The sequence below is a fragment of the Bacteroides cellulosilyticus genome, from assembly GCF_020091405.1.
Taxonomy (GTDB): Bacteria; Bacteroidota; Bacteroidia; order Bacteroidales; family Bacteroidaceae; genus Bacteroides.
The window spans coordinates 6,190,285-6,211,457 of the sequence record NZ_CP081903.1; the positions used below are offsets into that span (position 1 = coordinate 6,190,285).

A 21,173-nucleotide genomic window follows, 5' to 3' on the forward strand; every position below is an offset into this window, starting at 1 on the left:
GTTAATCGTGAAGCTTCTTTGCTTTCAGATATTCCAGTAATAGTGCAGGACGATCTGTCTGAATCAGTTTAGCTCCTTGTCCAATGATCCATCCCCAACTCTCCCCCGGTTGTTTCAACTCTACAGCAAGATCATCATCATGGCCACCACAAAGTTCCGGCCACAAACTATTTATAAAAATCTTAGCACCACTATCACGTACTTTCTTTATCAGTCTATGCACCTCCGGACCGTCATTATCAAATACCAATTCAAAAGCCTGGGGTTTCATGTGTTCTAAATAACCGTCAACAATCGCTTCAGCACCTTCCTTATGTAAATCGATCACAGGCATGAAAATCATCTTATCCAATACTTCACCATTCTCAGCTTTCACCTGACCATAAGGCAACCCGGCTTTCATTATACACTGATGCACAGTACCTGTTTTTTCAAGAATAGCGTATGCCTCTTTAAAATAATCATACCCTTTATCAACATTCACCATAATTTTATCTTTACATAACTTCATCACTTCTTCAAAAGTAGGTATCAAGTGCCGAGTTTTATGTCCGGCTCCATTTCTCATACGGAACTGACGCAACTCTTCCAACGTATAATCTTCCGGTTTACCTTTACCCGTAGTAGTACGGTCAATAGTTTTATCATGCATCAAGATAAGATGCCCATCTTTAGTACGCTTCAAATCAATTTCAACCATATCCACTCCCATATCAATGCAATTTTGAATGGCTTGCAATGAGTTTTCTGGAGCATTACGCCAATCTGCACGGTGCGAAACCACCAGAATTGATTTTTCAGCAGGTTCATTAAATGCTTTATGAATCCGTTCAGCCGGATTTTGCCCCCATAAAGCAACTGTACACAACAACAAGAGGCAACTCAATGAAAATAGATTCCTTCTCATAAATTTTATTATTTATTTCATACATTCAAATAGATCCGATTCATAGATGACATGGCTTTCGGATATGGGAACTGCATCATCAAAAACATACATACGATATTTGTTACCTCCCGGATATACACGCACCATTATATGCCCCTGATGGGATGCCATTCTGTCAACCAGATCACCGATAACAATTTTAGTAGCCGGATGCATATTCGTGGAAAAGATCTTTCTCTCTTCCGGATAAATTTCTTTAGAGAATAGACGATACAATACCGTATGATTAGGATGCAGAGCATCCCAAGTAGACATTATGACATTCTTAGGTGATAAATTCCGGAGAAAATTTTCATTAGTCCCATCCTCATTGCCATGATGATTTAATACCGCCACTTCTACTTTGCCTACCACATCAGAAACCGGGGTCTCAATATCATGCCACTTAGGACGTCCCGGACGGGAAAAGCCTGGTATATCCCCTCCTGTATAGTAATCAAATGCACCATAACTCAACTTTATCACACAGCTATACATATTTTCTCTGGGCATTTCACTTTTTGAATAGTTGCCTTTATCAGAAAATAATGAGGTAACTCCTGTATCTCCATCCCAAACCTTACCATTAGCATATACATTACGCACACTAAATGAATGATATTTTTCCGGTTCATTGCGTAACACAAATTGCTTGCACGATCCCACATTAAAGGTTACACGTTTAGTGCAGTCAGAGATTGATTTTACGAAATTACGATAGTTCATATAGCAAGAATCTTTATCGGAAGGAGGCATAAAGTCATCTCCTCTGTCCACGATTACTTTAGCAGGAAAATTCCGATATACCTCGGAAATCCCAGTCAGATAATACCTGCCTTTACCCTCTTTCTTATGCAACCAACTACCGATATGGTCTGAATGATAATGCGTCAAAAGATAATAATCAATGTTCTCTTTGTCTTTAGGTATAAAATAGCGGATATAATCTGCAATCCACTCACCAGCTTTCTTGGTATCATCAGGTTTTGCAGCCACGACTCTCGCTCCAATTCTATTATTCTCTCCGGCATCAATCAACAGAGTAGTTCCATCCGGCAAAATACAAAATGTACAATCCCCTCGTCCTGTATTTACATGATGGATATCCATATATCCCTCTTTCCACCGAGGCAACTCCTGTGAGAAAGCACAGTCAGCCACCAAGGCAAACAACAATCCCCAAATATATTTCATGTTTCATAGTTTTAGAGGGATGCCTGAGAGGCAATACTTTCAGGCATCCTCACTCAATAAATACTCAGATTAGTTATATCCCGGATTTTGAGGGAACGTTTCCGGATTGTCAATCAAATCAACCTCTGTTTTCGGAATCGGATATAAATAGTCATTCTTTGTTATTGTGAAACCAACCTTTGACATAGCTTCTATCGCCGTATCTGTACGGATCAAATCAAACCAACGATGCAGTTCGAACGGGAATTCCAAACGGCGTTCTTCCAATACAGCCTTGCGGAAAGCACTCTGGTCTTTCAAATCCGTCACTTTATATTCCACTGCATTTGCACGCTTACGAATCAAATTCAAGTAACTCAGTGCCTTACTTGATTCAGAGTTTTCATAGGCTACTTCATTATGAGCCTCAGCACACATCAGCAATACATCCGCCCATCTCAATAATGGCAAGTCAAATCCAACCTTTGCCGTAGTAGCGTCAAACGTATCATAATACTTAGCTATTACATTATTGTTAGCATCCACCTTTTTATATTCGATCATGGCTTTACGATCGTCCGTATTTCCATAAGATTCTAAGAGTTTGCTATCAATAACCGATTTATCCTTAAAGTAATCGTTGTATCCATGTCCTTCCCCAAGAACTGATTTTGAATATCGTACAGCGAACAGAATTTCTTTATTCATCTCCTGGTTTACATCAAAAACATCAGCAACGGTGTTCTGCAAACCATATTTAGATGAATAATCTTTGACTATGTTATCCAGCAAAGTCGCTGCTGCCGACCACTTTTGTTGTGTCAGATAAGCTTTTGCCAATAATGCTTTTGCAGCTACGGAAGTGGCTCTTCCCAGATTGTCATCATCATAAGCAGAAGTAAGCATACCGGATGCAGCCTCCAAATCCTCTTCTATAGCTCTATAAACATCTGCCACTGAACTACGTCCATACCCCTTAGCCTCAATAGCGGTCACCGGTTTCAGGATCAGAGGTGCAGCTCCCCAAAGACGAACAATATTGAAATATGCTAAAGCACGTAAAAACATAGCTTCCCCTTCATACTGCTTTTTCAACGCGGCATCTGTTACCACATCTATACTTGCAAGTACATTGTTACATCTGTATATCTGGTTATATAATTCTTTCCATGCATAGCGAACGACATTATTTCCGGATGTAGCAGTAAAATTATCAATGAAGTAGAACATACCGGCTGCTCCACCGGGATTAATATCTTCCACATTATCAGATCTTAGCTCCATGAGGGAAATGAAATATTCGCCATATTGATAGGTCCCCTGCAAGGAACCATAACAAGCGGACAATGCAGAATTTATATCAGAAGTATTTTTATAGTAATTTGCTGAAGAAGCCTCAGATATAGGTGTCAAGTCCAGAAAATCACTACAGCTGGTAAGCAACAGAGATGCAAAAGCTACAATATAATATTTAATTTTCATATCTTGATTATTTAAAAGGTTACGTTTAATCCGAATACAAATGATTTAGACAGAGGATATGTACCATAATCGATACCAGGAGTCAGTGAACCACCTTTCATATTCACTTCCGGATTGTATCCGCTATATTTGGTAAAAGTGAAAGGATTCTGAGTAGAGAAATAAACTCTTGCCCGGCTTATTCCTACATTGGTAAGCAATGATTTAGGCAGCGTATATCCAAAAGTGATATTCTTAATTCTCATATAAGAACCATCTTCAATATGCCAGGTAGAAGTAGTACCATTCATACCCGTTGCACTTCTGTTTGCACGAACTACATAGCCGCTACCCGGATTACTTTCTGATTGCCAGCGATTCAAAGCATCGACCTGACAGTTATTTCCTCCTTCCATATTATCAATGTAGCGACGGAATATATTGGCAATCTTATTACCTTGTACACCTTGCAGGGCAATAGAGAGATCAAACCACTTATATTTCAACTCTGTAGAGAAACCATACGTGAACTTCGGCATGTAATTTCCTGTAATAGTACGGTCGTTCTCGTCAATCTCCATATTACCGTCCATATCTTTGAAACGGAAGTCTCCCGGTTTCGCACCACTGACATAAGCATATTTACGTTGGCTCTTATCCGGATTCTTCGAGTTATCAATCTCTGTCTGATTAGCGAATACACCATCCGTAACCAAGGTATAATAGTTACCGATAGGCTCTCCGACTTTAGTAATGAAAGTCACACTCTCGGAAGTAGTTATCATTTCATCAACACCACCGAGGTCTTTCACTTCATTCCGGTTGGCAGAGATATTAAAGCGATTGTTCCATGTAAAATCTCCCCAAGAATTTGTAGTAGAAATAGCGAATTCGACACCCTTATTATTTACTTTTCCGATATTCATAGGTACTGTACTGAAACCGGAAAACTCGGCAACCGGTACATTCAGTAGCATATCAGTTGTATTACTGTTATATAAATCCAGTTCTAAAGTCAACATATTAAACAGTCCTATTTCCAGACCCAGATTGAACATAGCTGTCTTCTCCCAACCTAAATCAGGATTTCCAGCTGTTGCAGGACGTAAACCGCTGGCCAAAGTGCCGTCAGCTTTTCCAAACACATAATTGTCTTCCGATAACGTAGCATAATACTCGTAATTTCCAATATTAAAATTACCACTGATACCGTAGCTCGCACGCAATTTCAAGGAAGTAAGCCATTTTATATCTTTCATAAAATCTTCTTCACTGATATACCATCCGGCAGAAGCTGACGGAAACATACCCCAGCGGTTATTCTTTCCAAAACGGGAAGATCCATCCACACGAGCAGCAGCCGATAGTAAATATTTACCCTTATATGAATATTGCACACGTGCCAATGCCGATAACAACGACCATTCGTAAGCGGTTGCACTCCAGCTTGTAATAGCTGATGCTGCATTCATGGTATGTACCAAGTCATTAGGATAACCATTACCGGCCAGCAATGAAGTGTTCACAGATTCTTTCTGTGCAGTCCATCCGGCTATGGCAGACAAATTATGTACATCCTTAATGACTGTAGTATATGACAATGTATTTTCCCATACCCAGTTCAGCATATTCTTATCACGCTTCGACCCTTCCGGTACTGAAGGCGGAAGTCTGTCTAAAGAAGTTGGCAAAGTGGAAGGTCTATAATAAGAACGGCTGTAGCTGTTGAAATCCACACCGAAACTTGTCTTGAATTTCAGATTCTTATAGAGTTCATATTCCCCATAGACATTCCCCATAAAACGGTAACGTTTCATCTGATCTTCCTTTTCGTCTGCCAAAGCTACAGGATTTACAATCTGCGGATGTTTATACTGCCAGTTCCATTGATCAAAATTATAAGAACCGTCGGCATTGTACACCGGCATAGTGGGTGACATGGCCAAAGCAGAAGCAACGATTGTCTCTTCTTTATATCTGTCCTCGGTAGGAACGATGTTATACACAGAATAATTAAAAGACAGATTAGTCCCGAAGGTGAATTTCTTATAATTAGCATCGACTTTTCCTCTGGCTCCCATCTGTTCAAAATCCGAACCGATAACAATACCCTGCTCTTTCATGTAATTACCGGAAACAAAATATCTGGCAGCTTTGTTTCCTCCGGACAGAGAAAGATTATGGCTTGTGACGATTCCTGTTCTCATAACTTCGTCTTGCCAATCCGTATTCGTCAGTCCGGTTTCACCATTGATATATGGCATTATTTCGGGAGGTAGCAAATAAGCCTGATTGATAACATCCGGTTTCTTCCCCAACTTCTGGTTACGAACTTCATTAGAGTCGTTGATACTTCCTTCAAGACCTTTACTTTCCAGCAAATCAAGATAAGCATTGTTGTGTCCGTCATAGGAGAGCCAAGCATATTCATACGCATCCAGCATATCTATCTTTTTAGTACGTTGCTGGAAACCTACATATCCATCATATTGCACGGTAGGCTTCATATCCTTGCCTTCTTTACCTTGCTTAGTAGTAATAATAACTACACCATTTGCACCTCTTGATCCATAAATGGCTGCCGCCGAAGCATCTTTCAAAACTTCAATGGACTCAATGTCATTCATATTAATGGAACTCAAAGGAGACACATTCTGTCCTGTACCATTTCCTGCTTCACCGGACATGGGAAAACCATCTACCACATACAACGGTTCCGTACCGGCAGTAATACTACCACTACCTCTTACCTTAATAGATAATCCTCCACCAGGGATACCATTCGGTTGTGAAACCTGCACACCGGTCATCTTACCGACAAGCGCCTGATCCACACTAGAAACTGGAACTGCCAATTCACTCGCTTTCATTGAGGAAATAGAAGTGGTTACATCGCGTTTACGTTGTACACCGTATCCCACCACTACGACTTCATCCAACATTTCGCTATCTTCCTTCAAAGTGACATTCTGTAAGGCTTTGTCATTAGCTTTAAATGTCAATGTCTGGTAGCCAATGAATGAAATGGTTACTTCTGCATTTTCCGGAACATTGGCTAAAGTATATTCACCGTCAATGTTTGTAATTGCCCCCAATGTCGTTCCTTGTATTGCCACACTCGCCCCAATCACCGGTTCACCGTTTTCATCAATGATCTTTCCGGTGATTGATCTTACTTTTGTTTGGTCATCACCCGGTATTAGCTTTTTGAGAGAAATCACAATCATCTTATTCTTTAGATTCACCTCCAATGATTTGTCAAGGATAGATGACAATGCCTCTACGACGGGAGTATTTTCAAAAGTCACATTAACCTTTTTATTCTCGTTTATTTCGTTTTTCTGATAGATAATGGACAGCCCTGTTTGACTCTCTATTTCCTTCAATACAGTTTTCAATGTTTGTTCCTTAAAAACTTTGCTGACTGTCTGGGCATTTACAGACAATGAACCCAAACTGAGCAAAAGCAAAAGGAATAAGCATAGAATTGATTTTCGGTTGTTCATAGCTTTTTCTTGATTTAATTAGTTGTTACAAAATTGATTTTATTCTCTGATATATATATCCTTTCCTCTACGTTCGACGGTTATCGGGATGATCTCCTGTAAAGCAGCCATCACCTCTCCTATCGTCTCACGGTTTCTTAATGAAATGCGGAAGCGTTTGGCACCTACTTGTTCCGATTCCAGACTGATATTGACGTCATACTGGCGGGACAACTTCGCTACCAGTTCTTTCAACGTAATATCCTCAAATTCAATTCGATTCTCCGACCAGGCTTTCCATTGCTTCACATCATTACGGGTACGTGTGATTTTTCCGGTAGCCATATCCAACTTTACAAATTCACCGGGTATCATCTCTATTCGCTGTTCCCCACGATGGATTTCTACAATTCCTTCCATCAGTGCCGTAGTGACAACTGAGTCTTCAGGATAGGCGGAAACATCGAATTTAGTTCCTTTTACTACTACATCATATCCGCAGGTTTGCACGGTGAATTTGGCTTTATCCTTCTTTGTGACTTCAAAATAAGCCTCACCGCTAAGTATTACTTTACGATTCCGCTCGTTGAACTTATCCGAATACTTCAGTACGGAACCGGCATTCAGCCATACCACTGTACCATCTGCCAAAGTCATCTTACTCTTTTCTCCGTAGGGAGCTTCGAATACGAAATAATCTTCAGTAGAAGATAAGGAAGCAATGTTCCAGATGCCCAACGTAGCCCCTGCAGTAAGCACCACGATGGCGGCTACGGCAGCCACTCTGCGCCAGAAGCTGAAATTGCGACGGGGCAACATCGGCATAATAGCCTCTTGCGTACGAAGACGGCGTTGCAGACGTTGCCATTCTTGCATGGTCTGTTCGTCTCCTTCATTAGTAACCTTCCATTCTTTTTCCCACTGGCGAAACCGCAGGCGGTTTTCCTCCGCTTGCTCAATATAGTTGAACAAGAGTTTCTCTTCTGCCTTTGAAATTTGTCCTTCAAAGTAGCGGATCGCCAATTCGTGAATGTTTGTTTCTGTTTTCATAAATTCTCTTTCTATAGGATGTAACAACTAATTTTAATTCTACCCAACCCCGGAAAAAGAAAAAAGCAGAAAATTATCAGTTTTCTACTTTTTCTCTTCCTGGTTATTCTGTTTATTCGTTCATAATCACCCAAGCTAAGACCATTATATAAATGTCTACCGGATACTTATCCTTGAAGTGACGTTCAAAAAGGGCAAGGGCTTTAGAAATATGTTTCTCCACGGCTGTAGTGGATATTTGTAGTTTATCGGCTATCTCCCTGTTCTTGAGATGTGTGAACCGACTCAGCAGGAAGACTTCGCGGCAACGTTCAGGCAGCTGACCTATGACGAGCTTGATTTGCTCCTGCAATTCATCATAGAGAAGTTTATTGTCTGCATCAAAGGTGAAGTCGGTATAGTAAAGCCGTTCTTCCCCGTCAATGGATGCCAGGTACTCAATCCGGTGCTTCTCTACAATGGATACGTGTTTCAGGTAGTTCAGGCATCCGTTGCGCACCATTGCAAACAGCAAAGAAGTTATGGAGACCGACGAAAGTAAGTCTCTCTTCTCCCAGAACTTCAGAAAACATTCCTGAATAATATCCCGAACGATTTCTTCATCTTCAATAAAGCGAACAGCATATCCACGCAAACGCGGAAAGTAATTTTTAAACAGATAAACGAATGCTTCTTCGTTTCCCCGTTTTATCTCCTCCAATAAATAGCTATCATCTGAAAAATCAGCCATATTCTTTTCCATGCTTATATTTTAAGGAACAAAGATTGTTAGAAGTGAATAATTAGGTTTTGCAAACCTATTAAAATTTTGTTCCAATACAAAATGAAAAAGAGATTGTTTTTTATTCGCTTACTGATTTTGAAGAATTGAGCAGAAAATATTTTTTATAAAATCATTCATTTACCTTTATATCATAAAAAAGAAATATAACAATTATAAAATAAAACTATCCTACAGAAAACAGATAAGGTCTTTAGGAGGTAAATTCTGAGTGTTAGCGTTTTATCCCCAAAAGGAACAAGTCTCATTTTACAATTATATTGTAAACACTCACAAAGACAATATATTATGAATAAGCTTAATAATTATTTTAGTCGAACCACCTCCCCTAAAGCACTATTGTGTATTTGAGCATTCGGAGCATATTTATCAATTAAGGCACGAACTATTATTCTTTCAGCGTCAGAAGCAGATGGGCTCAACGTAATCTCCATTTTGTCTAAAACCTCATCTTTAAGTTTCATATCATAGTATGTAAAAGGCAAAGGTTTATTTCCCAAAAGGCAATGCATAACTATGCTGGAAATATCTGGATTTGCACCCTCTAACATAGGGTTAAATGGAAGTATATAAAGTACAAATCTTGTTTCATTTTGAAATTCCCAACGTTTATTTTTATAATAGCCAAAAAGCTTCATTTGCATATTCATATTTCCATGTCCATCTTTAATATTAGTTAGCTGAATGGCATCTTTGGTGTATTGAAAAACATCATCTACATACTTTATGCGTCGATAAAATAAATCATTATCGTAGTCTAATACAGGGAGAATCCAAAAATCTGAATGAGCCAAATCTTCCGGAGGGATCTTTGTTATGATAAAGCCTTGTGGCTTTAAACCTCCAAAATCTAAATTAGATATGATATACTCTTGAAACATTTCTCTCTCCATTGAAATTCGGATACCACCAAAATCGCCACCATACATTTTCCAAAGAGGAATACTTTCATCTGAATTCTCCGTCCAACATGAAGCAAATACATATTTGCAAAAGCAAATTCCCAATGATTCAGTATTACCTTCTTCAAGGTCATCTACTTTATCAAGACGATTAAATCTAATAGTTTTATTTTTTAGAATCATTGCTAATGATTCTAAGTTTGTATAGTGATATATTTTCATACTTATATTGTTTTATATCTTTTATATCTTAATAAATCTCTCTTATTACCCCCCTTCAACTCATCTTCCAAATTAATATTCTAACTGATTGAAATATAGACCAAATACAGCCTGTATGTGCATATGGTATCCTTCTTTATCTGTTATTATTTTCCTGGCTATATAGATTTATACAGACATTTATCCCCCTCTCAACTCCCAATGCCCCGACTTGTTAGAGCCAACACGTTTGATTAGCCCTTTCTCCTTTAATGCTGCCATAATACGTTCACCTTGTCGTAAGGAAACCGAAAGCGATTCTGCAATCTCTTTTGCAGTGATTCGGTTATTTATCCGGATAAGCTCTAATACACGTTGTTCGTTTATACCGACATTTATACCGACATTTATACCGACATCGACACGAGGTTCTAAACCTTCATCCTCTATGGATACCTGATAATTACGAATCGTCTGCTCTAAATTACGGATATGCTCATCGAACATAAAGTTGTGAAATGGTTCTATATCATCGTTTTCACGAGTAGCTATAAGAGATTCAATATATTCCGCTTTATGGTCTTTGTTAATATTGGTAGGAATGATTCCAAACTCAAACTGCAACTGATTCATCAGCAAACGAGACATCCTGCCATTGCCATCAGCCCACGGATGAATTGTTACTAAATAGAAGTGAGCGTCGAAACTCAACTTATAGCATTCAATAACATTCGTTTTTGAAAGAGCCTTTCGTCGCTGATTTATACTTTCGCAAAGTTCTGTCAACTTTGTAGGTACCTTTGAGTAATTCATATAAGAGCGTCCTCCAGTTCCGGCTGTAACGTTCAGTAATCGTAAATCTCCATTCGCTGACGAAAATTCACCTAATGCAGTTTGATATATTGTTCCAGTATTCTTCAGAACGATAGAAGATAGTTTCTTAAGCATATCAACTGAAATATCACTATGGCTCTTTGCAAAAGTAATAGATTGTTCGTATGCTGCTTTCAGGTCTAAGTTCATTAGTTGCTCAGTCATAGAACGACCTTTCACACTGATGCCCTCATCAAACAAAAGTTGATTCTCAATTTCGGTGACAGTAGACCCCTCAATAGCTGTAGAATGAGTGATAAGGGAATAGAGATAGAACTTATTGTAGTCTATCTGTTGGCCGATACCCAGCTCTTTAAACTGAGCTAACAAGGATAATATCTTCTGTTCTCTTGTCATAAAAATGTTTTTTGATGCTACCTTTATATGACTATAAAGGTATGCAATGTTTTTTTGCAAAGTTAGCAAAAAGGCGGACTACTCCGCCTTTTCCCCTTTAATCTTCCAACAACTCCCCTGCCTGTACCCACTTCGTATACGATACCAGCGACTCTTCAATAAGAGCATACTCGCAATCACTGGCTATTTTCAGTTCATCGCACAATTCTTCTAAGTCCATAAATATTATTTTTTAATTTTTATCCTCAGGTAAGCACGGTCATCAAAGGAGCAGTTTCCTTTCTTTATCCCTTTCGTGCTCTTATACAACCGCATACACAAAGGATCTTTCTCCAGAATATCTGCAAGATAACATTCCGATTCATGCAAGGTGGAATATAGATGAGGATAACCGTCAGAAGACAATACCACCTCTTCCGCATCACCCACAGGGAAAATATTCACCTGCTTCATCTGCACGGGAAAGCCGTCAAACACAGGGAAGGCAAACCGCTGTTCTTCTACCGGACAATTCTGCAAAACAGCCTGTTTCTGCAGAAAAGGATAGATAAATTCCCGTCCCGGATCGTGAGATTCCAAATCTTTCACCGTAGCCCCGTTCAACAAAGCTACTTCATTGACCACCGCACGGGCATTCGCCATAATAGCATCAATCTCTTTCTCATTAGAGGAATACAGATTACCAATAATACACTGGCAATCACCCACCTGCCAAACTTCATTCCGGGCATAACTATAAATCACGCCATTAGCCGTGAAACGTTTACCCGGCTCTGCTTTCAGTTCATCAAGTAAATTATGCTCTACATAGAAATTATGCATTTTCTCTGTTATCCGGCAAATAGCCTCAGCAGCATCAATATCCTTCGGAAAATCACGTATAGCCTCCAAAGCAAGCTCCATAGCCAGCCGACCGGTTTTCTTACCCTCGTAAGTGAAGGTAGATTTAGCCGTAGCCCCGTCAATCACCGCCGCAAAGTAGGGAGTAACAATAATACCATCCTCATTGGTCTGCGGACTTTGCTTGCCTTTCAGGAAACACTCCTCAACTGTAAAATGAGGAACAGAAGGAGCCTGAAATTCATTTTCTGACTGTAGATAGGTCCAATCGCGTTTACAATCCATTACTTTCGATTTATGTTTCAAATAGTCAATCAAGTACGCCGGGCGATCCGTTTGCAATATCGTTGCGCCCAAATTATCTATTAGATAACCATAACCTTTATCCCGGTTTGCCAGTGAACAGTCGTCATCATGCCCGCCCGCATGGGTATCCCACAAGGTGTTATACCAGATATGGGATTTCCCAGCCATTATCTTCTTCACTTCGTAAGGCAACGGATTGGTATCATGGGCGAACTTAAATTCAATAGCCACTGGTTTCAACACCCGAAGATAATCATTTAACTTCCGAACGGCATCTTCTTCATCCAAATTAACTTTCGGCATGAAAACCACCTTATCCAGATATTTCCCGTAATCACGTTTCACATCTTCCGCCGGAGCATTACTTTTCATGATCACCAGATTGGTGGTTCCTGTCTTTTCTAACAGTTCATACACCTGATCGAAATAATCAAAAGCTTTATCCAAATTCAGCATCACCTTCCCTTTGGCTGTCAATAATGCTTCTTCCAAAGTGGGAACCTTATAAATAGTCTTGATATGACATCCGTTCCGCAAACGCAACGCTTTTATTTCGGCCAAAGTATGATCTTCAGGTTTTCCGTTTCCCGTAGTTGTTCTGTCAAGCGTTTTATCATGCAACAAAATCAGATGTCCGTCTTTAGTTCTCGCAAGATCTATCTCCACAATATCCACTCCCATCTGAATGGCATTTTCTATGGCTTCCAATGAATTTTCACAGGCATTGCGCCAATCGCCACGGTGGGCGGCAACAAGTACTTCCTTACTATTCGGTTCAAATAATTTAGAACGTATCTGTACCAATCTTGAAACCTTTTCCTCTGACAGTTCCAAATATTTCTTCGCATACCGTTTTCCTAATTCTCTTTGCGACCGTGTATCAAAGTGGAATTCATCAATATTAGTCAACCCTTCGGAAGAAACAAGCCCGGCATAAGGTATGCTATCGGGAATCAAAGCAATTTTTTCTACGATATGCGAATAGTCCGGATTCCAGCGTCCTATTTCTCCAGCAATAAATGGCAAGTCCGGAATCCCCAAATCGCTACGCAAATCAGCAACCAATGTATTCAGATGATTCAGATAGTTTTGATAATCATCCCGGTTCGACTCCCCTTGATGCCAAATGATAGCTGCCGGCTTCAGGTCAGGGCGCTCGCGCAAAGCTTGTTTGATACGGAACAATGTTTTCTCATAATATCCGGCAGTATCGTTTTTCATAAAACGCTCTAAAGCGGTTCCTCCACGCGCATTGACCACAAGAAATATAGTATCTTGTAATTGCTCGGACAATGTCTCAGCAAAAGTATATCCGGGGCCCAACTTCTGCATAGCGATATCCTTGCGGATATTCGAAAAACGATTCAATGGGTTTCGGGCCACTTCAAAATGCCCATCGATATTCAGCAGTTTTACCATTTGGCAAGCTGCCATATCCGCATCTTCCACCGGTGCTCTGCCTGACATATTAGACTGTCCGAGCAGAATAAACAAACGCTTATGGGCACTTGCCTGGGAAGCGACCAAGGTAGTGACCAACAGAAATAAAAATATATATATTTTCTTCATACTCATAATAAATATAAATTCTTATCCAATATTTCTATAAATTTCAAACGATTATTTAAAAGAGTCTTGAAGTCGTACTTTCAATGAATCGATTTCCTTTTGTTGCTGAATAGTATAAAGCGTAAGTTCCTCTATCTTTTGCAACAGAATTTTATTCATATCATGCTGAGAATATCCTTCTTCTGCTACTTGCTTGGCAGAAGGAACACCAGGCAGATGATCGTTTTCAGAAATAAACTCCTCCACTTCTGCAATCGTCTTCAAAGCGTAATCTTCATTGAATACAAAGTCAGACCAACTGGATTGCGGGCTAATACCATAATCTTCCGAAAGTACTCCCTTGGCAACAAACAGTCTATACTTCTTTTTAAACTCCTGGCGAATCTGACTAACAAAAGTATCAATCAGCCCAACATAAACGTTCTCATAGTCAGCATCAAGATACAAACAACTTTTATTATTAGTACCCAAATAAAGTCCGTGCTTGGACATTGTTCCAATCCAACCATCATCCTTGTCTATATCCTTTCCGAAAAATGTTTTAATTCCATTAGCTTCTGTATATATGGATCCACCTACATTCAGAGCATAATCAGGACTTGTCATTTGACCTACTATCAGTTTATTGTCCTTGATCAATACATGTGGATTATCTTCATTATCCATGTTGCCATTTCCCCAAAATGCAACTCCATTCTGGCCTCCTACTCTTAACCACTTTCCATTTATTTCACCTTTAACTGTAGGGGCACCATTTCGTCCTATTTTCATAGTTATAGCATTGGAAACAAGCACTGTTCCATCGGCATTTACCAATAAGTTGGGGGTATCATTCGTTCCTGCATTTCCATCTCCCCAAAAACCTATTCCACTTTTTGCGCCAATGCGTAAACGTTTGCCACTAAAATTTGAAACCATCAAGGGTTCTTGATTTCTTCCCATCTTAAAGGTCACCCCCTGATCTGCATAATGCCCTATAAGGGATAAATGTAGAGAATTAAATATGGATGTCTGATTTGTTGTGATAAATACTTTATTTTCTTTATTGGGATTAAGTCTTATTCCATAAAGCCCGGTAATGGTTAACTCTTCACCTGGAAAACCGATACTACCAAGATAATAATTATTTGCTGTATAAAAATTCAACGCTGGTTTACCATTAAATGCACCAACTATAGATGTAGTACCATTGGCTGAGACTCTAAAACGCTCTCCATTATTACCTCCTGCCCAAATAGAAAAAAGACGTTTATCTATTGGAAGAGATTCGTTCGTACCTATAATGCGAACAAATCCTTTTTGACCACTTAGCCAGTCATAATCATCCCAAGATCCTATATATGGAAGTCGAGCTCCCGGAGCATACTGAGCATAAACACTGTTTCCTGTCAATGATCCTAAAAGCAATACAATTAGTATCATATATAATTTTGTTGCTCTCATAATTAGCTATTGATTAGAAGTTAATAATTATTTTCTTATTTATTTTATAAAAATCTGATTCAACTGTAACCAAGTAGACACCAGATGTTTGTATATTTATTTTCTTATCCAAAACTGTCCCCCCCAAAAAAACGAATTCGCAAAGTAATGTTCCTTGAATCCCAATAAGCCGAATTTTCACATTCTCTACTTTAGGAAAACTTATATAAATTCGAATAGCCTGTATACTCTTATCAAAATAAATTTCTTCATATAGAGGACGCATGCTATTATCTTCCTTCATATAAGTTTTCATTTGATTGTTTGTATCAATTTGCCCAACACACCACTTTTGAGAATCAGTATCATCCATAACCTGTTGAAATACACTTTCATGTGTACCTGTCAGATTCATACCAGTCGCAATATTACTTATAGTAAAGACTCTTCCTTCTAAAATGTCTTTCAAAGGATTAAGAAACCACTTCTGATAATCAGATTCCACATGAGACATTACTAATAAATCGTAGCCAACATCAGCACTTATAAAAGATAAATCACTTTGCTTTTGCAGAGCATACTGCAATGTTTTCTGGAATCCTACACAATGAAAATACCAAGTAGAAGAACAAAGCGGAATGCCAGTTTCTACATTAATCAATGATTCACTTCCCATGCTGAGTTGCGATTCAGACTGATATAATATTGAAACTTGCTCACTGGATAATGTAACATCATAAATTTTAAAATCATCCATCTCGGCAGCAGGGATACCGTCTACCGAGCCAATGCACATTGATGTGAGCAGATTCCAATCCGGCGTAAAAGCAGAATAACACTCTGTCATTTTTCCTTTAGGAGTAAACAAATAAAAATGAGTACCATCATCAGCATAGGTAATTGTCACGAAATACCATCCCTCTCCTTCATAAAAGTTCGAGTCATCCCACATCCATTGCTGATCCGGTAATATATTCTTTTGATTATCTGTATGATAGATATTCAACATAGCCCGTACTCCTTTTCTGCCCATCCCAAGCAATAAATTCCCATCATGATCTTTTGTCCAAAAAGCCTGAGTGATAGAATCCTGACTCACATATAACCAGTAAGTCAAAGTAAGTTCCTTCCGTTCTTGTTCACCAGGCAAAAGAGGGAAAGACAAATAACTATCTTCTTTATCAAAAGATATGGCTTTTCCTTTTGCTCCAAACCTATCGGTAAAAGCATGAACAATACCATGAATATCCGCAGCCTGACCAGACATAATATCTTCTGCATTAGTTCCGTTCAGAGGAAAACATCTTTGCGGTAATGGAATCTCTTGAGCACATAAATGAACCGCAAAGAATAGGGTTATCATTGATATACATTTTTTCATAAACATTCTATTTTTAGTTATCTTCACAAAAGTGAGTTTGCAATTCTTTTCTCAATTCTATATATTTAAATTCATAAATAGCAATTTCATCAGGCATAGTAAATGTAGCAGAGGGATTTGCATCGCCAAATACTATTATAGAAGAATTCGAACGCCCCAAATAATCGTTCATGTAATTATGATCAGGCAAATTTATGCCAAAAAAGATAGGAGTATGCCATTTATTTTCGAGTAATTTTCGAGTATCCCTAGTTTCCACCCATAGAAAAAAGCCAGTAAAAAATAGATGTACTTCCCATTGTGATACTCCTTGATTAACAGTGAACATAGGATCATATAATATATAATCATAATAGTTATTTGATCCCGAAGATAATTTCCTCCTAACAACTATTGTTCCACTATCATAGAAAATATCCAAATAGGAATTTTCTTCCGTTCCATTAGTAAAAGACAACAATTTCAAAGGACGGGACAATTGACTTAAATTTTGTCTCATATTGAAAACAACAGTCAATCCATCCATCCCTGAAGTTACAGGAGCAATCTCACTCATCCGTAAAATAGTCCTATTGGCATCTCTAACTTCTCTATAGAATAAGCTTTTACCTAGAGGAGTACCATAATTATGATTATCCTGAGAGAAAATGTTCAAAAATGTCATTAGTCCAACCAAAAACAACTGAAATCTTAAATTGAAATTTTTCATAAGCCTCCTTTTATGGAAAATTATATCTTATTCTAAATATAAATGCTTGATACAGCATTAATCTACTATATACTACATTATTGCGATATTTGGTTATATATATCTATTATCTTATCCCAAATATCTGTTCTATCCGTTGTCATTACCATTATTTTAGCATAAGGAATGGTCATTTGTAACAAATGATCTCCACGAATATCTTGTCTCAAATCTTTCATACTCCAATCTGCCCATCGATTAACCACCCCTTTGGGATCCATGGCCTCTTCAGGATATTGTCCTGGTCGTAATCCTGTTTTCTCATAAACATAATGCAACAGATTTTGATACTGCTTACCTCCTCTTTCAAATGGAACCAAATATCTATCTCCAATATATCTATAATTTGTTTGCCAAGCGGCAAGTTGCTTGCCTGCTTTTGCATACCAATCATCTATAAAATTCAAATGCTCTTTATTATCAGGGTAGATTACAGGCATATACAATACTTGCGATAAAGTATCCTCCGAAATATACTTTCTTACTTCATCATAGGAATAAGGTAATTTGAAAGCCACATACTGAACTGCATTTTTTTCCATCGCTATCTTAATGCATCCCCTAAATATCTCCACCCAACTAGCAAAAATTTTTCTTTTTGCTTCCTCACCATGTGTTTTAGGGTCATACATACAGTTAGCTATACAGTTTCCATTACGATCATAGCGCGCCCTCAAGTCTTTGATGTCAACAGTAAAAATCAATTCCACTTCCTTAACTAAATCTATTAGGTCTCCAAACATCAAGTAAGGATAATTAGATACTTCTGTATTTTTCTTTCGGAGCTTTAGTCTTGAATAAACATCCTTGTTCACTTCAAAAATATATTTATCCCCCTCATAGTTAGATAAACGATGCATACTATAATCATGAGAAGCTATCAATTGATGATCGCCTGTTAACATAACATCTGACTCCAAAACATCTGTATATTTCTTTGTTTCTCTAATAGCATCGGAAGAATTTTCCGGATAACTATTTCCTAAATTAAATCCCCAAACACCTCGATGAGCAGCTAATATCAAATCTATAGGTTTGTTTATATCCGGAGATTTAAAATGACTCCATGCTTTTGTTACAAAATCAGCAGCATGCCTCAAGTCATAACAATAATGATTAGGATGAAATAAATAGTTGCCACCATTCCTATCAATAAGTCCTAATCCCGGAATCTTGCAAATTTCCATTACTGAATTTGCTTCAGTAATTTGTATTTTCAAATTGATATTATGTCTCAAAAAAGGAAATGGATGAATTTTTGAAGAATCATAAGAAAAACGTTCTATTGATCCTAAAGAAGTTTTTATATCTCTACTATTCCATGTATTTGGATAATAAATAGCTCCAGAACCTAACGCAGACTTATTATATACAGTGCCTATACCTGCAAAAGCAGAAGATGTGGAAGTTATATAAGCATGATAAACGAGTGTATTTGTTGTTTCCGCATAAATTTTCACATCAATCTTACCACCTGCATTAACAACTCCTTTTATACCGTTTTCCATATCAGTGTAAGGGCTAAATAGTACTTGCAAATCAATTACAGCTCTTGTTTCTTTCCCTTCAAGTTCCATTATGAACATCAAAAGAAAACACATACACATAAATCGCAAAAAACTATATTTCAAATTTTGCATACTTCAAGTTTATAAATGATAGATAAAAAACATCTCATATTCAGCAAGGAGAATGTATAAGAAGCCATATTCCATAAATATATATTTCATTATAGAGCTCTTCATATGACATAAGAGCCTAATAAATAATCATAGAATACTCAAAAAAAGGTTTACCAGCCTAGATAGAACTAAAAAACATCACCATACGGCAACCCTTTCAAAGTAAGGTTGCCGTATGTAGTATATATATATTAATTAGTAATATCCTTCATTTTGTTCCTCTTCAATCTTTCCTGCCGGTTTCAAGCGGTCAATGTGATTCTGAGGAATAGGACGTAGTTTATGAAATGGTCTCATGGTACCAGCTGCTTTAGCTTCCTTATTAAATTTCATTACCCAATCATATAAAACCCCACAACGCACTAAATCTTCCCAACGGCAAATCTCACCTAACAATTCACGCCCTCTTTCATCTAAAATAAAAGTAACAAAGTCACCTTTCAGATCATCCGGAGTAACTTTTATCTGATCATAAGTACATTCAGTGTCATTCATTTCTCCGCCCTCTTCTTTCCAATATTGAGGAGCTTTTACTTCACCATCAGCCCATGCTGCACGCTTTCTTATAACATTAATATATTTAGCGGCTAATTCATAGTTTCCCTTTCTTCCTGCAGCTTCAGCTGCAATCAAGTAGGTTTCACCCAAACGCATACGCACCCATTCCCGAGAGCCTTCTTTTGTATTTTTATCAGGTCGTGTAGGATCTAAGTGCTTTAACAAGACAGGATTTCCTTCTATATCATGCATCTCATAAGGCATATACACATACTTAAAATTGGCTAAATATTGTCGCATTTCCATAGTGTTAGGGGTTAGTCCACATTTATGTACTGAAAAATAAATGGCTGTATCACCCAACTCAATTTTTCGACTACCGGCTATTTGCCCTTTCGAAGGATCAGGTGTAAAATAGACTTGTCCATTGTAAGAGAGTTCTTCCCATTTAGGTAGTGTTTTCGGATTGTTAGCATAGAAAACCATTTTGAAACTTTTGTAGAAACGTGAATCGTTTTTACGATCAAATAAGGTCAACAAAGTTTTATCTGTCGGTCTAATCATACCATAAGGTCTTCCATTTTCCACATCACGAATCATTCCGGGTTGTTTCTCATACATAGCTGCATTCCAATGCAAATGAAACTGATTTCCATCACCATTAAACAATGGATTACTTGTGAACTGGACAGCATAAATAACTTCAGAATTACCCATATTTTTCATGTTCCACAAATCTGCAAAATTATCCATCAATTTATGAGTTCCACCATTTTCCGGCAATACACTTTCCGAATAATAAAGACAACTATCTAAATCAGTCGGTTGCATACCACGAATATCCGTTTCTGCACTTGCCCGAGTAAGATATACTTTAGCTAATAAATGTGCTACAGCATATTTATCGGCTTTTCCCTTATTAGCAAGTGCAATAGGAAGCAATGACTCCGCCGTTCGCAAGTCTGTAATAATTTGCTTATAAACATCTGCTACTGAAGCACGCTTATAGTCTGTTCTCACTTCAAAATTACCTTGCGTTTCTAAAGGTATCTTCCCAAAATGTTGAACCAAGTCATAATAAAAATAAGCTCTAAGAAAAAGTAATTCACCTATACTTGAATTCTTTTTAGACTCAGAAAGTTCTTGACTTTCATTTACTTTTTGCAGAGCTATATTTGCTGTACTAATAGCCTGATAATGATTCTCCCAAAATTGATACAACATTTTTAAAGATGGATTCATAAAACCCGATTCATAGCGATTAAAAGATTCTCTTGTACCTCCATCCCTTGCTTCCGTAAAAAGATCTACTCCTAGTTCATTCATCATATCCGACCTTTCTTTTGCTCCCCATCTCATGTATGAATAAACTGAAACAAGTGCAGCATCAATTCCTTTCTCTGTCGAATAATAATCATACGTCAACTTTGAAGAATCCTCTTCTCGTAGCCAATCACTGCATCCTTGAAGCAGCATGACTGATAAAATTATAAAACATATAAATTTAATTTTCATA

The 21,173-nt window shown here is 38.0% G+C and carries 15 protein-coding genes; all 15 read right to left on the reverse strand.

The window, feature by feature from the left end:
* Position 1: 1 nt before the first annotated feature.
* Positions 2-907, reverse strand: coding sequence for a glycerophosphodiester phosphodiesterase family protein (locus K6V21_RS23865; protein ID WP_224320103.1), 906 nt, complete (start codon positions 905-907; stop codon positions 2-4).
* Positions 908-919: 12 nt separating this feature from the next.
* The gene (locus K6V21_RS23870; RefSeq protein ID WP_224320104.1) at positions 920-2,122 is read right to left on the reverse strand and encodes a ComEC/Rec2 family competence protein; all 1,203 of its coding nucleotides are present in this window, start codon (positions 2,120-2,122) and stop codon (positions 920-922) included.
* 69 nt (positions 2,123-2,191) lie between these two features.
* Positions 2,192-3,583: a RagB/SusD family nutrient uptake outer membrane protein gene (locus tag K6V21_RS23875; protein ID WP_224320105.1), complete on the reverse strand. Its 1,392-nt coding sequence runs from the start codon at positions 3,581-3,583 to the stop codon at positions 2,192-2,194.
* Between the two features lie 11 nt (positions 3,584-3,594).
* On the reverse strand, positions 3,595-7,068 hold the full coding sequence (locus tag K6V21_RS23880) for a SusC/RagA family TonB-linked outer membrane protein (protein WP_224320106.1): 3,474 nt from the start codon (positions 7,066-7,068) through the stop codon (positions 3,595-3,597).
* A 39-nt stretch (positions 7,069-7,107) separates the two neighbouring features.
* Complete coding sequence (locus K6V21_RS23885) at positions 7,108-8,097, reverse strand: FecR family protein (RefSeq protein WP_224320107.1); 990 nt, start codon at positions 8,095-8,097, stop codon at positions 7,108-7,110.
* A 112-nt stretch (positions 8,098-8,209) separates the two neighbouring features.
* Entirely contained in the window at positions 8,210-8,827 is a 618-nt protein-coding gene (locus tag K6V21_RS23890; RefSeq protein ID WP_171032080.1) for an RNA polymerase sigma-70 factor, read from the reverse strand.
* Between the two features lie 356 nt (positions 8,828-9,183).
* Positions 9,184-10,002 carry a DUF2971 domain-containing protein gene (locus K6V21_RS23895; RefSeq protein WP_224320108.1) on the reverse strand — a complete coding sequence of 273 codons (819 nt, stop codon included), beginning with the start codon at positions 10,000-10,002 and terminating at the stop codon, positions 9,184-9,186.
* A 180-nt stretch (positions 10,003-10,182) separates the two neighbouring features.
* Entirely contained in the window at positions 10,183-11,211 is a 1,029-nt protein-coding gene (locus K6V21_RS23900) for a Fic family protein (protein ID WP_224320109.1), read from the reverse strand.
* Between the two features lie 97 nt (positions 11,212-11,308).
* The gene (locus tag K6V21_RS26705) at positions 11,309-11,431 is read right to left on the reverse strand and encodes a hypothetical protein (RefSeq protein ID WP_262903770.1); all 123 of its coding nucleotides are present in this window, start codon (positions 11,429-11,431) and stop codon (positions 11,309-11,311) included.
* A gap of 5 nt (positions 11,432-11,436) precedes the next feature.
* Positions 11,437-13,926 (reverse strand): sialate O-acetylesterase, encoded by a 2,490-nt coding sequence (locus K6V21_RS23905; protein ID WP_224320110.1) that lies wholly within the window; start codon positions 13,924-13,926, stop codon positions 11,437-11,439.
* A gap of 51 nt (positions 13,927-13,977) precedes the next feature.
* Positions 13,978-15,369 (reverse strand): hypothetical protein, encoded by a 1,392-nt coding sequence (locus tag K6V21_RS23910; protein ID WP_224320111.1) that lies wholly within the window; start codon positions 15,367-15,369, stop codon positions 13,978-13,980.
* 13 nt (positions 15,370-15,382) lie between these two features.
* Positions 15,383-16,729: a LamG-like jellyroll fold domain-containing protein gene (locus tag K6V21_RS23915; protein WP_224320112.1), complete on the reverse strand. Its 1,347-nt coding sequence runs from the start codon at positions 16,727-16,729 to the stop codon at positions 15,383-15,385.
* Positions 16,730-16,742: 13 nt separating this feature from the next.
* Positions 16,743-17,438 (reverse strand): hypothetical protein, encoded by a 696-nt coding sequence (locus K6V21_RS23920; RefSeq protein WP_224320113.1) that lies wholly within the window; start codon positions 17,436-17,438, stop codon positions 16,743-16,745.
* A 77-nt stretch (positions 17,439-17,515) separates the two neighbouring features.
* On the reverse strand, positions 17,516-19,117 hold the full coding sequence (locus K6V21_RS23925; protein WP_224320114.1) for a glycerophosphodiester phosphodiesterase: 1,602 nt from the start codon (positions 19,115-19,117) through the stop codon (positions 17,516-17,518).
* 237 nt (positions 19,118-19,354) lie between these two features.
* A complete protein-coding gene (locus K6V21_RS23930; RefSeq protein WP_224320115.1) occupies positions 19,355-21,172 on the reverse strand; it encodes a RagB/SusD family nutrient uptake outer membrane protein in 1,818 nt (605 codons plus the stop codon).
* Between the last annotated feature and the right edge of the window lies 1 nt (position 21,173).

Excerpts from the sequence above, each read along its gene's own strand:
- K6V21_RS23865 (WP_224320103.1), bottom strand. The coding sequence starts at position 907 with ATGAGAAGGAATCTATTTTCATTGAGTTGCCTCTTGTTGTTGTGTACA.
- K6V21_RS23870 (WP_224320104.1), bottom strand. The coding sequence starts at position 2,122 with ATGAAATATATTTGGGGATTGTTGTTTGCCTTGGTGGCTGACTGTGCT.
- K6V21_RS23875 (WP_224320105.1), bottom strand. The coding sequence starts at position 3,583 with ATGAAAATTAAATATTATATTGTAGCTTTTGCATCTCTGTTGCTTACC.
- K6V21_RS23880 (WP_224320106.1), bottom strand. The coding sequence starts at position 7,068 with ATGAACAACCGAAAATCAATTCTATGCTTATTCCTTTTGCTTTTGCTC.
- K6V21_RS23885 (WP_224320107.1), bottom strand. The coding sequence starts at position 8,097 with ATGAAAACAGAAACAAACATTCACGAATTGGCGATCCGCTACTTTGAA.
- K6V21_RS23890 (WP_171032080.1), bottom strand. The coding sequence starts at position 8,827 with ATGGCTGATTTTTCAGATGATAGCTATTTATTGGAGGAGATAAAACGG.
- K6V21_RS23895 (WP_224320108.1), bottom strand. The coding sequence starts at position 10,002 with ATGAAAATATATCACTATACAAACTTAGAATCATTAGCAATGATTCTA.
- K6V21_RS23900 (WP_224320109.1), bottom strand. The coding sequence starts at position 11,211 with ATGACAAGAGAACAGAAGATATTATCCTTGTTAGCTCAGTTTAAAGAG.
- K6V21_RS26705 (WP_262903770.1), bottom strand. The coding sequence starts at position 11,431 with ATGGACTTAGAAGAATTGTGCGATGAACTGAAAATAGCCAGTGATTGC.
- K6V21_RS23905 (WP_224320110.1), bottom strand. The coding sequence starts at position 13,926 with ATGAAGAAAATATATATATTTTTATTTCTGTTGGTCACTACCTTGGTC.
- K6V21_RS23910 (WP_224320111.1), bottom strand. The coding sequence starts at position 15,369 with ATGAGAGCAACAAAATTATATATGATACTAATTGTATTGCTTTTAGGA.
- K6V21_RS23915 (WP_224320112.1), bottom strand. The coding sequence starts at position 16,729 with ATGAAAAAATGTATATCAATGATAACCCTATTCTTTGCGGTTCATTTA.
- K6V21_RS23920 (WP_224320113.1), bottom strand. The coding sequence starts at position 17,438 with ATGAAAAATTTCAATTTAAGATTTCAGTTGTTTTTGGTTGGACTAATG.
- K6V21_RS23925 (WP_224320114.1), bottom strand. The coding sequence starts at position 19,117 with ATGCAAAATTTGAAATATAGTTTTTTGCGATTTATGTGTATGTGTTTT.
- K6V21_RS23930 (WP_224320115.1), bottom strand. The coding sequence starts at position 21,172 with ATGAAAATTAAATTTATATGTTTTATAATTTTATCAGTCATGCTGCTT.